The sequence below is a fragment of the Palleronia sediminis genome (assembly GCF_004358695.1).
Lineage (GTDB): Bacteria > Pseudomonadota > Alphaproteobacteria > Rhodobacterales > Rhodobacteraceae > Palleronia > Palleronia sediminis.
The window spans coordinates 15,847-29,177 of the sequence record NZ_SNAA01000012.1 but is presented as its reverse complement, the minus strand read 5'-3'; the positions used below and the strand labels follow the sequence as shown (position 1 = coordinate 29,177).

General features: G+C 68.8%; 11 protein-coding genes. 6 read left to right on the top strand and 5 right to left on the bottom strand.

The window, feature by feature from the left end:
- Positions 1-67 precede the first annotated feature (67 nt).
- A complete protein-coding gene (locus E2L08_RS11220; RefSeq protein WP_133397179.1) occupies positions 68-1,108 on the top strand; it encodes a LacI family DNA-binding transcriptional regulator in 1,041 nt (346 codons plus the stop codon).
- On the opposite strand, the gene E2L08_RS11215 is transcribed toward E2L08_RS11220, so the two are convergent.
- From E2L08_RS11215 to E2L08_RS11200, 4 genes are all read right to left on the bottom strand, one after another.
- Positions 1,092-1,409: a carboxymuconolactone decarboxylase family protein gene (locus tag E2L08_RS11215; RefSeq protein WP_133397178.1), complete on the bottom strand. Its 318-nt coding sequence runs from the start codon at positions 1,407-1,409 to the stop codon at positions 1,092-1,094. The two genes, E2L08_RS11220 and E2L08_RS11215, sit on opposite strands and share 17 nt — an antisense overlap.
- Positions 1,410-1,497: 88 nt before the next feature.
- Complete coding sequence (locus E2L08_RS11210) at positions 1,498-2,028, bottom strand: DUF2478 domain-containing protein (RefSeq protein ID WP_133397177.1); 531 nt, start codon at positions 2,026-2,028, stop codon at positions 1,498-1,500.
- Complete coding sequence (locus E2L08_RS11205) at positions 2,025-3,296, bottom strand: molybdopterin molybdotransferase MoeA (RefSeq protein ID WP_133397176.1); 1,272 nt, start codon at positions 3,294-3,296, stop codon at positions 2,025-2,027. Before E2L08_RS11205 ends, E2L08_RS11210 begins: the two co-directional genes overlap by 4 nt.
- Positions 3,297-3,371: 75 nt before the next feature.
- Complete coding sequence (locus E2L08_RS11200) at positions 3,372-6,047, bottom strand: molybdopterin-dependent oxidoreductase (protein WP_133397175.1); 2,676 nt, start codon at positions 6,045-6,047, stop codon at positions 3,372-3,374.
- A 113-nt stretch (positions 6,048-6,160) separates the two neighbouring features.
- Here E2L08_RS11200 and E2L08_RS11195 point away from each other — a divergent pair, with 113 nt between their 5' ends.
- On the top strand, positions 6,161-6,868 hold the full coding sequence (locus tag E2L08_RS11195; RefSeq protein ID WP_133397174.1) for a response regulator: 708 nt from the start codon (positions 6,161-6,163) through the stop codon (positions 6,866-6,868).
- Here E2L08_RS11195 and E2L08_RS11190 read toward each other — a convergent pair.
- Complete coding sequence (locus tag E2L08_RS11190) at positions 6,838-9,573, bottom strand: ATP-binding protein (protein ID WP_240758208.1); 2,736 nt, start codon at positions 9,571-9,573, stop codon at positions 6,838-6,840. The genes E2L08_RS11195 and E2L08_RS11190 overlap by 31 nt on opposite strands.
- Before the next feature lie 46 nt (positions 9,574-9,619).
- Here E2L08_RS11190 and torT point away from each other — a divergent pair, with 46 nt between their 5' ends.
- From torT to E2L08_RS11170, 4 genes are all read left to right on the top strand, one after another.
- Entirely contained in the window at positions 9,620-10,585 is a 966-nt protein-coding gene (gene torT / locus E2L08_RS11185) for a TMAO reductase system periplasmic protein TorT (RefSeq protein ID WP_168771124.1), read from the top strand.
- A gap of 108 nt (positions 10,586-10,693) precedes the next feature.
- Positions 10,694-11,146 carry a c-type cytochrome gene (locus tag E2L08_RS11180; protein ID WP_133397171.1) on the top strand — a complete coding sequence of 151 codons (453 nt, stop codon included), beginning with the start codon at positions 10,694-10,696 and terminating at the stop codon, positions 11,144-11,146.
- 12 nt (positions 11,147-11,158) lie between these two features.
- Positions 11,159-12,529: a cbb3-type cytochrome c oxidase subunit I gene (locus tag E2L08_RS11175; protein WP_133397170.1), complete on the top strand. Its 1,371-nt coding sequence runs from the start codon at positions 11,159-11,161 to the stop codon at positions 12,527-12,529.
- Entirely contained in the window at positions 12,526-13,329 is an 804-nt protein-coding gene (locus E2L08_RS11170; RefSeq protein ID WP_168771123.1) for a CbbQ/NirQ/NorQ/GpvN family protein, read from the top strand. Before E2L08_RS11175 ends, E2L08_RS11170 begins: the two co-directional genes overlap by 4 nt.
- Positions 13,330-13,331 lie beyond the last annotated feature (2 nt).

Here is a 13,331-nt window from a genome sequence, read left to right as displayed (position 1 = left end):
CAAACTCGCGCGACCTGTCAAGATAAAGGATGTGCCCAATCTCGGGCTGGCTATCCACGGGGACGGAATGACGACCAGACACGACACCGATCCGCCCCGCCCGGCGGTCAGCGCCCGGCATGTCGCCGAAGAGGCCGGCGTCTCGCGCAGCGCGGTGTCGCGGACCTTTACCCCCGGCGCCAGCGTCGCGCCCGCGACCCGCGCCCGCGTCCTCGCGGCGGCCGAGCGGCTGGGCTATCACGTCAATCACCTCGCGCGCGGCCTGACCGGGACATCGACGGGAATCGTCGCGCTGATCGTGTCCGAACTCGAGACCCCGTTCCGCGCCGGCGTGGTCGCCGCCCTGACCGAAGGTCTCCAGGCCGCGGGAAAGGTGGCCATGGTCATCAACACCGACGGGCCGGGCGACGGGGTCGAGCGCGCGCTGAGGCAGGCGATCTCGTACCGGACCGACGCGGCGATCCTGCTCTCGGGGCGCCCCGATCCCGCGCTCGCCACGCTTTGCGCGCGAAACGGGCTGCGGCTGGTGCTCATCAACCGCGACGACGATTTCCCCGACGCGCTGCATATCCGGCTGAACGACACCGACTGCGGCGAAAGGGCTTTTGCCATGCTGCGGGATGCGGGGTGCCGGCGGGTGGCGGTTGCGACCTCGCGCTCGGCCACGGCAAGCCTGCGCCTGCGTGCCGAGGGGTTTCGCGACGCCGCCCGGCGCGCCGGGGTCGCGTCCGATGCGGTGGCGCTGGGCGCCACGTCCTATGCCGCGGGGCGCGAGATCGGGGATCGTCTGCTGGGCGGGCAGGCCCCGCCCGACGGCATATTCTGCACCACCGATCTGATCGCCTGCGGCGTCATCGACGCGGCGCGCGACCGGGGGGGGCTGCGTATCCCACAGGATCTGAGGGTGATCGGGTTCGACGATATCCCGCAGGCCGGGTGGGATGCCTACCGGCTGACCACCTTCGGCCAGCCGATAGAGGGGATCGTCGATGCCTGCGTCGCATGGCTGGACCAAGAGACCGCCGGGCCCCGCACGGTCGAGCTCGAGGCGCGGCGGGTCGTGCGGGCGTCCTGCGCGGGCGGCGGATCGGTTATTCCTTGTCGGTGACGTCCGAGATCCAGGTTCCGGCCGCGACCGCGCTGGGCAGGCCAAGCGGCCCGATGGCCAGCAGCGCGACCTGGTGCAGATCGGCCGCGTCGATGCCTTCGGACAGGCCACGGCGGCTGTGCGAATGCACCGCCCCTTCGGAGGCGGCGCCGATGGCCAGCGCCAGCTTGACCAGCCGCCGCTCGCGCGCGGTCAGCCCGCCCGCCTCGGCCGCGGCCTTGCCCAGATCGGAATAGGCGGCCCAGAGGGTCGGGTGGCGTTGCGCCAGGTCGCCGGCGGCGCCGGGAAGGTCCTTGCTCATCTTCGTGCCTTTCAGCTTGGAGGGGCTTGTCGTCCGGCCCGGTTGTGGAACGCTTTGACGGGTTGGGCAACCGCCCGCGGGGGTGCGGTCAGGCGGCGTCGCGCAGTCCCGACGTGGCCTGCGCCCAGTCCAGCACCGCGTCGCGCCGCATCGGCAGATCGCAGGCAATGCCGCAGCCGAACGCGGCCCATGCCTCGGCATAGGTGGGCCGCACCGAGGTCAGGACCGGCACGCCGAGGCCGATCGCCGTCCCGATCAGGTCGCGGAACCCGCGCCCCTCGCTTTCGCCGCGCCCGAACCGGTTGAGGATCAGCAGATCGGCGCCCGCGCGCAGTTCGGTCTCGAGAAAGGACGAACATTCGGCCAGCGCACCGGGATGCAGGCGGCAGCCGCGCGACCCGTTGCCCAGCGGTTGCGAGATGCGGAAACACCGGCCCGAGCCGAGCGTCGTGAGGTCCATGTCGGCGCAATGGCATTCGCCGCCCACCGCGCCCCGGCTTTGCAGCACGCCGCGGACCCTGAGCCCGTGTCCCGTCAGCGTGGCCGCGATTCCGGCCAGAAGCCCGTCGATATCGCCGGTCTCGAACCGGATCGCGGCAAGGGGGGCGTGTTCGGTCATGATGCGACTCCGGCGGTGCAGAAGGGTTGCCAATGTATCGTGTCGCCCTGCGCGACGTGGTGCGTGGCGGCGGGCACCATCGCCAGCCCGTCGGCCGCGGCCAGAGGCGCCAAGGTCGCCGAGACGCTTTTGCCGAGACGCTCCAGAACGGGGCGGCCGGCGGTGTCGTGGCCCGTGCGGCGTACCGGAAACACCTCGGCCCGGCCGGGCTTGCGCGTCCAGTCGAACCCGGCGACGGCCGGATCGGTCGCGAAATCGGCGGGCGTCGCACCAACGAGGCGGGCAAGCTGCGCCGCGACAAAGAGGTGAAAGCCGACGTGAACGGCAAAGGGATTGCCGGGCAGCCCCGTAAAGGCGGCGGTGCCGAGCCTGCCGAACATCACGGGCTTGCCGGGCTTCAGCGCGACGCGCCACCCGTCGAGATCGCCGCCCGCCGCCCTCAGCGCCGCGCGGACGTGATCCTTGCCGCCCATCGACACGGCACCGCTGGTCACGATGAGGTCGAACCGGTCGTCCAGGGCCGCGAATGCGGCGGCGGTGGCGTCGAGATCGTCGGGCAGGATGCCGCGATCCTCGACCTCGGCGCCGGCCTCGGCCAGCAGCGCGCAGAGCATGGGGCGGTTGGCGTCGGGAATATGGCCGGGGCGGCAGACGCCCTCGGACAGTTCGTCGCCGGTCGAATATACCGCCACGCGGGGGCGGCGCGTGACGGCGATCGCGTTCAGCCCGTTCGCCGCCAAAAGGCCGACGTGATGGGGTCGGATGCGCGTATGCGCCGCGATCAGCACCTCGCCGCTGGACTGGTCGCTGCCCGCGCGGCGGATATTCGCGCCGGGCGTCGGGGCCGCGTCGATATGGACGCGGTCGCCCTTGTCGATGCAGGCCTCGACCATCACGACGCAATCCGCCCCGTCGGGGATCGGCGCGCCGGTATAGATGCGCATCGCCGCGTCCGGGGGAAGGGTGCCGGGCGCATCGCCCGCGGCCACGCAGCCCGCGACGGGCAGGCAGCACCGCCCGTCGAGATCGGCCAGCCGCAGCGCAAAGCCGTCCATCGCGGAATTGTCGAAGGCCGGCATGGCATGGGGGGCGCGGATATCGGTCGTGCAATGGCGCCCGAGCGCCGCGTGCAGCGGCACCGTCTCGATATCGCGCATCGGTCGGACCAGGCCGAGCGCGAGGTTGCGCGCGTCCTCATGGCTCAACAGGGCGTGATGCAGGGCGAGGTCGTCGCAATCGCATCCGGGCCGAAAACTCGCGCCGTCCATGGTCGCCTCCGGTCAAACAGGGGTCTGGGAAAGAGGAAAGGGGCGGCCGGATCGTCCGGCCGCCCCCCTGCGGGCTCACATCGGGGCGTCCGATGCGTTCTCCATCAGGAAGTCCATGACCAGCGCGGCCTCGTTCTCGTCGAGACCGGCACGGGGGAACATCGAGGGGGTGATGCCCTTCCACTGGTTCTGGGTGAAGTGCGAGACTTCGCGCGGGCCGTGGCAGACGGTGCAGCGCTCGTAGAAGATCTTTTCACCCTCGGTCGCATCCGCGAGCAGCGACTCGGTGATGTCATAGACCCGGTCGAGCCCCAGCTTGTCCTCGTCGATCGCGGCCAGCTCGAAATCCTCGATGATCGCGGGCGGCTCGTAGGCCATGTTCGGCCCCTCGGGATCCTCGCATTTGCGCATCTCGCACAGCACCGTGTTGGCCGTGGTGGCCTGGCTCAGCCCCGAGGACCGCTGCGTCGAGGTCAGGAAGTTGACCAGACCCGAGTTGCAGCGCCCCTTGCTGTCGAGCGACGGCCAGCCGCCCTCGTAGACCGAGACCACGCCCGGCATGATGTCGTCGGACAGGATCGCGCCGACGATGATCGTGCCGCGCTCGTTATAGAGCTCGATCAGGTCGCCATCCGCGATCCCGCGCGCCTCGGCATCCTGGCGGTTGATCCGCGCCGGTTCCCGGCCCTGGATCTTGTAGAGGCTGCGCAAGGTCTCGGACTGGTCCATCTGGCTGTGCAGACGGTACCACGGGTGCGGGCTGACGACGTGAAGCTGGCCTTCGCGCGCATTGCCGAGATATTCGTGCTTTTCCATCCATTGCGGCATGCCGGGGCAGTCGTCGATCCCCATCAGCTCGATTTCCTCGCAGAACATCTCGATCTTGCCCGAGGTCGTGTGCAGCGGATTGGCCTCGGGATCGGTGTAGAAATCGCCGTGGCGCACCCAGCTCCGGGCCTCCTCGGGGACGTCCTGGCGGGCATAGCCCTTTTCCCAGAACTCCTCGAAGGGGGTATGCTCGGCCGCGGCCGAACGCTCGTAGGCCGCCCGGATATGGTCCATGAGATCCAGCGCGTCGGTGAACTGCGTCCACAGGCCCATCTTGTCGGCCAGCCCTTCAAAGATGTGATAGTCCGACATGCTTTCGCCGACGGGCTCGATCACCTTCTTCATCGCGTAGATCTTGTCGTTGGAATAGGTGCCGCCGACGCTGATGTCGTCACGCTCGAGCGTCGAGCAGGCGGGCAGCACGATGTCTGCCCAGCGGGTCGCGGCCGTCCACCAGACGTCGACGCTGACGATGGTCTCGACCTTTTCCAGCGCCCGGATCAGGCGGTTGGTGTCCTGTTGGTGGCTCATGAAGTTATTGCCGGCGTTGAAGATCATCTTCACGTCCGGGTAGGTGCCCGTCATGCCGTTATAGATGAAATCCTGGCCGGGCTGCTCGAGCATCTCGGTGATGCGGCTCGCGGGGCAGATGCCCTTGACCCAGTTGCGCCCCTGCGACAGGCCCGTGGGCGTGGACTTGCCCGATTGCGGCATCCCGCCCGAGCCGTAGTGCCACGAGAACCCGACGCCCTGGCCGGGCTTGCCGATATGGCCGCACAGCGCCGAGAAGTTGACGATGGCCCAATGGGTCATCTCGCCGTGCTGGGCGCGTTGCAGCGACCATGCGCCCGCGATCTCGGTGCGCTTGGTGGCCATCATCTCGGCCAGTTCGCGGATCTTGTCGGCGGGGATGCCGGTGATCTTTTCGGCCCATTCGGGGGTCTTGGGCGTGTCGTCGCGCGCGCCCTGGACGTATTCGATCCACTTGTCGGAACCGACGGTGTATTTCGCGAGGTATTCGCGATCCTCCATCCCCTTATCGAGGACGTGCCACGCCATCGCCGTGAACAGGGCGACGTCGGTGTTCGGGACGATCTGGATCCAGTCGGCATCGAGGTATTCATCCGACGCCGTCCGCTGCGGGTTGATCGAGATGAACCTGGTGCCGTTGTCGCGGATCTGCGCCCAGGGGCCGGTCATCTGGTGGTCGGCGACGGTATATTCGATGCGGTTGTTCTTGACCGGGTCGCAGCCCACCAGCACGAACAGCTCGGTGTTGTCGCGGATGACCTCCCAGGCGGTCTGGGCGGAATAGACTTCCATGTCGCCGATGACGCGCGGCAGGCAGATCTGGCTCGCACCCGCCGACCAGTCGCCCTGCGTGTTGGTGCAGCCGCCGATGAGGTTCATCAGACGGCCCTGCATCACGTTGGGGCGGAAGTTGCCGGCATTGGCCCAGCCGCCATAGGACGAGGAAAAGATCGCCTCGTTGCCATGGTTCGACGCGGTGTCGAGCAGCGCCTTGGCCGTCAGACCGAAGGCCGTGTCCCAGTCGACGCGGACATAAGGCTCCTTGCCGCGCAGCTCGGGCTTGATATCGCCCGATTCCCAGTTCTCGAGATAGGACTTGCGCACCATCGGATAGTTGATGCGCGACTTGTCATAGGTCCGGTCCTTGACGCCATACATCAGCATCTCGGTCGGCTTGGCGTCGAGCTCGGGGATCGCGTTGATGTTCACCAGCTCGCCGTCGCGGACCACTGCCTCGAACGGGCCGAAATGCGTCGCGTGAAAGATGCGCCCCTCGCTGAACGAGTTGGGATCGAGCGCGGCAAGCGCGGTGCTGCCCATCAGGCTCGTGGCGCCGAAAGCGGCGGCTCCGCCCTGCAGGAAGGCGCGGCGGGAAGGGTTCTGAAAGGACATATCAACCTCCGGGTATGACGTCGTTGCCCGAAACATAGGGAAACGGCCCCCCGCGAGGTTTGATCTGCCGCAACTCGGCTTGTTCGATGATGTAACGGGATGTAAAAGACGGAATGGCCCGTCATCATATCGTCATCGTCGAGGATGACCGCACCACGCGGATGCGGCTTGCCGCCTACCTGCGCGAACAGGGCTACCGCGTGACCGAGACCGAGGATGCCGAGGACATGCAGGCCGTGATCGACGCGGACCCGCCCGAGCTTTTGCTGGTCGACATCAATCTCGACGGCAAGGACGGTCTGACCATCACCCGCGAACAGCGCGCCGCGTCGCGCGTGGGCATCATCCTGCTGACCGCGCGCGACGACCAGATCGACCGGATCGTCGGGCTCGAGATGGGGGCCGACGACTACGTCACCAAACCCTTCGACAAGCGCGAACTGGCCGCGCGGGTCAAGAACCTGCTCGCCCGGATCGCGGATATCGGCCAGGCCCCGCAGGGCGCGCCGGCGGTCGACACCTTCGGGCCGTGGCGTTTCGACCGGATACGTCACCGGTTGGTGTCGGCCGCGCGGATCGAGACCCTTACCCGGCAGGAGTTCGACGTGCTGTCGGCGCTGGCCGACCATCCGGGCCAGACGCTGAGCCGGGCGCGGATCGCCGAGATGATCGGCCGCGGAACGCTGCGCCCCAATAACCGGATGATCGACGTGGTGGTGGGACGGCTCCGCAAGAAGGTCGAGCGCGACCCGACGTCGCCCGAATGGATCCTGACGGAACACGGTCTCGGCTATCGCTTCGTCGATCCCGGCGAGGGCTGAATCCCGATCTCGGCCGCCGCCCGTTCGAGCCGCTGGGTGGCCTGCTGCGCGAGCCCGGCCACGCGGTCGGGCGACGCGCCTGCCTCGCCCCTTTCGATCGCGGCGAGTTCCGCGCAAAGCGCGTCGAGCCCGAAATTCGATGCCGCCCCCTTGAGCCGGTGCGCGGCCTTGCGCCGCTGCTCGGGCGGGGCGGTGCGGATCGTCTCGACCGCGCGGGGCAGGTCGGCCAGGAACTCGTACAGGATCGCGGCGCTGGCTTCGGGGCCGAGATCGGCAAGGTCGCCGCGCAGCATCTCGAGCACGGGGTCCGCCCCGGCGGCCATATCGGTGCCGGTGTCCGGCCCCGGCAGGTCCAGCACCTCGCGCAGCGCGCGCGGCGATATCGGCTTGCCGAGGATGCGCGCCACGCCCAGCCGCGCCCGGTTGTCGTCGGTATCCTCGATCAGCGCGGCGGTCAGCGCGACCGGCAAAGGCCCTTGCGGCATCTCGGCGATGCGCGCGGCGACCGTCGCGCCGGGCATGTCGGGCAGGTCGAGGTCGATCAGCGCGAGGTCGAACGCCCCGTCCCTTGCCGCCACCAGCCCCGCCGTTCCGCTGGCGGCCTCGGCGACGCGGCATCCCATCCGCTCGAGATAGCCGCGCGCCACCATGCGGTTGACGGCGTGATCGTCGATGACCAGCACCCGGCGTTCGGGGCCGGGCGCGGGGGTCGCGTCATCCTCGCCGGGAACAAGCGCGGCATCGCCGAACTCGAGCGGCACGGTCAGCGTGAACCGGCTGCCCACGCCCGGCTCGCTTTCGACCGTCAGCGCGCCACCCAGCGCCTCGGTGAGGCTGCGCGAAATGGCGAGCCCCAGCCCCAGCCCCTCGATCCCGTCGCGCCGTGCCCCGCTGGCGCGCGCATAGGCGTCGAAGGCACGGCCCACCGCGGCGCGGGTCATGCCGATCCCGGTATCGGCGACGGTGAACCCCAGAACGGGCTGGCCCGTCTCGGGCAGGGTGGAGTGGTCGACCAACAGCGACACCGTGCCCCGCGGCGTGTATTTCACGGCGTTGGAGATCAGGTTCCCGACGATCTGGCGCAGCTTGACCACGTCGCCGAACAGGACGGGCGGCGCGGTTTCCGACAGGTCGATCACCGTCTCGAGCCCCTTGGGCGCGGCCAGCGATTGCAACTGGTGGCCGAGCTGACCGACAAAGTTGCGCAGCAGGAAATGCACGGGCGTGCCGGAATTGGCGCGGTCCTGCGCGCCCGCGTAATCGAGGATGTCGTTCGTGATCTCGAGCAGATCCCGCGCCGAGCGATGCGCCGTGCGCACCCGTTCCAGCCGGTCGTCGTCCTGCATCTCGTCGCGCAGAAGGCCCAGCATCCCGATGATCCCGTTCAGCGGCGTGCGGATCTCGTGGCTCATCCGGGCGAGGAACTCGGTTTTGCTGCGATCGGCGGCCTCGGCCTCGGCGCGGGCGACGTCCGAGGCGCGCATCTCGGCCACCACGTCGCCGGTTCGCGCGCGCACGGCCTCTTCGAGGTTGGCGCGCAGCCGGTCGGCGTCGCGCGCGCGGCGGCGCAGGATGTTGAGCGCCTTTTCCATGCGCCCGATCTCGTCATGGCCGCTGATGGGCATGGGGGCGTCATAGGTGCCGCCCGCTACGGCGACGATGCGCTCGGACACATCGGCGAGCCGCGCGACCAGCCGCCGCCGCGCATAGAGCCAGAGCAACGCCCCCGCCATCACGGAAAGTGCAACCGCGACCAGCAGCGCCGTCGACAAAAGGCGCGCGCGGTCCTGCGCCGCGGCGATGCGGCCGAGCCCCGCGGCCTGCACCGTGTCGCGAATGTCGCGGGCGCGGTCCGAAAGCCCACGGATCGCCTCCTGCAACAGGGCGCTGTCGGCCGCGACCGCCGCCCGCCGGGCCAGTTCGTCGCGGCGCAGGTCGGCCAGCCCGCCCGGTGCCACCGCCTCGCGGAAAGGGGACAGCAGCACCGCCGTCTCGTCGCGCGCGCGGGCCGAGGGCAGGAACCCGGCGCGCCGTTCGGCAAGCGCGATACGGTCGGCCATGTCGGCGCGGGCCGTGGCCACCGCCTCGGGGTCGGTCAGGCCGGGAACCCGTTCGGCCGCAAGGCGCAGCGTCTCGACCGTTCGGGCGAGCTCGGCCACCCGTTCAAAGGCAAAGAGGTAATCGTCGGCGAGGCGGTCCAGCGCCGCGCCGCGATCCGGGGCGTCGCCCGCCCCGAGGCCGGCGATGCCCGCGGTGATGCGCAGCCGGGCAAGGTCGGTCTGCCCGGCGACCAGCGCCGTCAGCGACGCGCCCGCGCGGTCCAGCCGGTCGCTTTCGGTCGCGATGGTCTGGCCGAGGCGCAACGCGGCGCGGGCGTTCTCCGTCATCCGCTCGACCAGCGACAGCGGCGCGGGGGCGGGGGGCGGCAGGGTCTGTTGCGGCGCCAGGTCGCCCAGCGTGGCGGCCCCCCGCTCGATCCGCGTCACCGCCCGGTCGAGCGCGGCGGCGATGGCGTCGAGATCCTCGGGCGTATCGGCCTGCGCAAAGGCCTGCGCGAGGCTGCCGATCACCTCGGCCGAGGCGCCGATCCCGCTGGCAAGCTCGATGGCCGGCAGGCTGGCCCGGATCGTTTCGGTGTGGTTGCGCACCAGATAGCGGTTGACGCCTATACCGACGACTCCCACGATCACCGCCAGACCCGCCATGGCCGAGAGTATCTGGATTAATCGCGTGTCAAATCCCGACCGTCGCATGACCGGACATTACGGGGCGGCCCGTGCCGGTTCAATCGCCGCCCTGTGGCTCTGCGCGGTGCTGGCGGCCGGGCTGGCCACGGCCGCGGACAGGCCGCTGGTCTGCGTGCTGGTGCCCCATTTCAAGGACGAATACTGGCTGAGCGTGGGCTACGGGATCGAGCGCGAGGCCGCGCGCGCCGATGCGCAGGTGGTGTTTCACGAGGCGGGCGGCTATCGCGCGCTCGACCGGCAGGTGGCGCAGGTCGCGGAATGCGAGGCCCGCGGCGCGGATGCCATCCTGATCGGCGCCGTCGATTCCGATTACCCCGCCATGACCGACGCCATCGCGCGGGCCGCGCGCGAAACGCCGGTCTTCGGCCTCGTGAACGCGCTGGACTCCGACGCGCTGAGCGCGCGGATCGGCGTGGACTGGCGCGACATGGGGCGGGCCGTCGGGCGATACCTCGCCGCGCGCCACCCCGCCGGCACGCCGCCCCGGACGGCCGTCGTCGTCTCAGGCCCGCCCGAGGCGGCGTGGAGCGTGCTTCTCGAGGCGGGGCTGCGCGAGGGGCTGGCCGAAAGCGCGGTGGCGATCGCCGACAGCTTCGGCGCGGATACCGGGCTGCGCCAGCAGCTCGGCGCGGTCGAGGATGCGCTGGCACGTCATCCCGAGGCCGATTACCTGATCGGCAGCGCCCCCGCGATCGAGGCCGCGATGGGCCTCTTCGCCGCCCGGCCCGAGGATGACCGCCCCGGCCTGCTCGCCACCTATATCAGCCACGCGGTGCTGCGCGGGCTGGGCAACGGGCGCGTGCTTGCCGCCCCGTTCGACGACCCGATCCGGCAGGGCGTCGTGGCGATGCGCCGCGCGCTGGGCAAGGACGGCGAGCCCGGCCCCGGTATCGTTCTGCTCGAGGCGGGCGATGCCGGCCGGGGCCCGCGGCGACTGGCGCCGGCGGAGTATTTCCCCACGCTCGACTGACGCGCCGTCGGCCGGCAGGAAATCCGAAAACTTGCGCTGTCGCAAATACGCATTCCACATTCGCCATTAGAACGGCCCCAGTCGTCAACTGTCGAAGGGGGCCCGAGCATGGCCGAGATCCTGACCAAGGCACGGGCGCGCAACATTTTTTACGGAGGGTCGATCTTCTTCGTCCTGATCTTCGTTGCGCTTACCGTCCAGAGTCACAACTACATCGTGACAAAATCAACCGCCGGAATGCCGCTGAGCGATGCCGTTCTGCATGGCAAGCATGTCTGGGAACGAAACAGCTGCATCAACTGCCACACGTTGCACGGCGAGGGCGCCTATTTCGCCCCCGAGCTCGGCAACGTGATGACCCGATGGGGGGTGCAGGACGATCCCGAGGCCGCCTTCGAGATCATGGACGGCTGGATCGAGGCCCAGCCCTCGGGCATCGAGGGCCGCCGTCAGATGCCGCATTTCGACCTGACCGAGGAGGACAAGCGCGGCCTGGCCGAGTTCCTTCGCTGGGCAGACCAGACCGACACCCAGAACTGGCCCCCGAACGACGCCGGCTGAGGAGCTGAGAGAATGAAATATCAAACGCAAAAGATCGCCTACGCGTATTTCGTATGCGCGATGGCATTGTTCGCCGTGCAGGTGCTGGGCGGCCTGACCGCGGGCTGGGTCTATGTCCAGCCCAACTTCCTGGCCGAGGTCTTTCCCTTCCACATCATCCGCATGATCCACACCAACGCGCTGATCGTCTGGCTCCTGCTGGGCTTTTTCGGGGCCGCCTATTTCCTCATCCCCGAGGAGTCCGAGCGCGAGATCTGGTCGTCCAAGCTGGCCTACCTGCAACTCGTGATCCTCATGGTGGGGACGCTGGGCGCGGTAATCGGCTACGGCTTCAAGGTCCATGGCGGGCGCGAGTTCCTCGAGCAGCCGCTCTGGGTGCGCCTCGGCATTCTCGTCGCCGCGGTGATCTTCCTCGTCAACATCTCGATGACGGTGCTCAAGGGCCGCAAGACCGCGATCACCAACGTCCTGCTGATGGGGCTGTGGCTTCTGTCGCTGCTGTGGATCTTTTCCTTCATCAATCCGGGCAACCTGTCGCTCGACAAGATGTACTGGTGGTTCGTCGTGCACCTCTGGGTCGAGGCGACCTGGGAGCTCGTGATGGCCTCGATCCTCGCCTTCATCCTGCTCAAGCTGACCGGGGTCGACCGCGAGATCGTCGAGAAATGGCTCTATGTCATCGTCGCCACGGCGCTGTTCTCGGGGATTCTGGGGACCGGGCACCACTTCTACTGGATCGGCACGCCGCCCTACTGGCAGTGGCTGGGCAGCATCTTCTCGACCTTCGAGGTCGTGCCGTTCTTCCTCATGATGTCCTTTGCCTTCATCATGGTCTGGAAGGGCCGGCGCAATCACCCCAACAAGGCCGCGCTCCTGTGGTCGCTGGGGGCCAGCACCGTCGCCTTCTTCGGCGCCGGGGTGTGGGGGTTCCTGCACACGCTGCACGGGGTGAACTACTACAGCCACGGCACGCAGATCACCGCCGCCCACGGGCACCTGTCCTTCTACGGCGCCTATGTGGCCCTGAACCTCGCGATGTTCACCTACGCGATGCCGATCCTGCGCAATCGCCAGCCCTATAACCAGGTGCTGAACATGGTGTCGTTCTGGCTGATGACGGGCGGCATGGCGTTCATGACCTTCGTGCTGACCTTTGCGGGCACGATCCAGACGCATATGCAGCGCGTGCTGGGCGAGTACTACATGACGGTTCAGGACGACCTCGTGCTGTTCTACATCATGCGCTGGGGCTCGGGTGTCGCGGTGGTTCTCGGGGCGCTTCTCTTCATCTACGCCACGCTCGTCGTGCGCCGCGAGGAAGTGATCGAACCGGGTCGCGCCAACCCCGCGCCCGCCACCTCCGACGCGATCGCGGGAGAATGACCATGACCGCCATGACACCACCCCGCGGACTGCCGCACTATCAGCCCACGGGCGACGAGTGCACGCTGTTCGAGACGGCCCACAAAAACGGTTTGCCCCTTCTTCTGAAGGGGCCGACCGGCTGCGGCAAGACGCGCTTTGTCGAGCACATGGCCGCCGCGACGGGCCGCAAGCTCTATACCGTCGCCTGCCATGACGACCTGTCCGCCGCCGACCTGATCGGGCGTTACCTGCTGCGCGGCGGCGGCACCGAATGGGTCGACGGGCCGCTGACCCGCGCCGTGCGCGAAGGCGCGATCTGCTATCTCGACGAGGTGGTCGAGGCGCGCAAGGACGTGACGGTCGTGCTGCACCCGCTGACCGACGACCGCCGCACGCTGATGATCGACCGCACCGGCGAAGAGCTCAAGGCGCCGCCGGGCTTCATGCTGGTGGCCAGCTACAACCCCGGCTACCAGAACGTGCTCAAGCGGCTCAAGCCGTCGACGCGGCAGCGTTTCCTGTCGATCTCATTCGACTTCCCCGATCCCGTCACGGAAACGGCCGTGGTCGCGCATGAAAGCGGCCTCGACCCCGAGCGGGTCAAGCCGTTGATCCGGCTCGCGGGGCGCATCCGGGCGCTGTCGGGAATGGATCTCGAAGAGGGCGTCTCGACCCGCCTGCTGATCTATGCGGCCACGCTGATCGCGGGCGGAATGGCGGTCGAGCGGGCGCTCGACGCGGCCGTGGTCGAACCGCTCACCGACGATGACGACGTGCGCATCGCGCTGCGCGACCTCGTCGCCACGACCTGGGGCTGAAC

Excerpts from the sequence above, each read along its gene's own strand:
- E2L08_RS11220 (WP_133397179.1), top strand. The coding sequence starts at position 68 with ATGACGACCAGACACGACACCGATCCGCCCCGCCCGGCGGTCAGCGCC.
- E2L08_RS11215 (WP_133397178.1), bottom strand. The coding sequence starts at position 1,409 with ATGAGCAAGGACCTTCCCGGCGCCGCCGGCGACCTGGCGCAACGCCAC.
- E2L08_RS11210 (WP_133397177.1), bottom strand. The coding sequence starts at position 2,028 with ATGACCGAACACGCCCCCCTTGCCGCGATCCGGTTCGAGACCGGCGAT.
- E2L08_RS11205 (WP_133397176.1), bottom strand. The coding sequence starts at position 3,296 with ATGGACGGCGCGAGTTTTCGGCCCGGATGCGATTGCGACGACCTCGCC.
- E2L08_RS11200 (WP_133397175.1), bottom strand. The coding sequence starts at position 6,047 with ATGTCCTTTCAGAACCCTTCCCGCCGCGCCTTCCTGCAGGGCGGAGCC.
- E2L08_RS11195 (WP_133397174.1), top strand. The coding sequence starts at position 6,161 with ATGGCCCGTCATCATATCGTCATCGTCGAGGATGACCGCACCACGCGG.
- E2L08_RS11190 (WP_240758208.1), bottom strand. The coding sequence starts at position 9,573 with ATGGCGGGTCTGGCGGTGATCGTGGGAGTCGTCGGTATAGGCGTCAAC.
- torT (WP_168771124.1), top strand. The coding sequence starts at position 9,620 with ATGACCGGACATTACGGGGCGGCCCGTGCCGGTTCAATCGCCGCCCTG.
- E2L08_RS11180 (WP_133397171.1), top strand. The coding sequence starts at position 10,694 with ATGGCCGAGATCCTGACCAAGGCACGGGCGCGCAACATTTTTTACGGA.
- E2L08_RS11175 (WP_133397170.1), top strand. The coding sequence starts at position 11,159 with ATGAAATATCAAACGCAAAAGATCGCCTACGCGTATTTCGTATGCGCG.
- E2L08_RS11170 (WP_168771123.1), top strand. The coding sequence starts at position 12,526 with ATGACCATGACCGCCATGACACCACCCCGCGGACTGCCGCACTATCAG.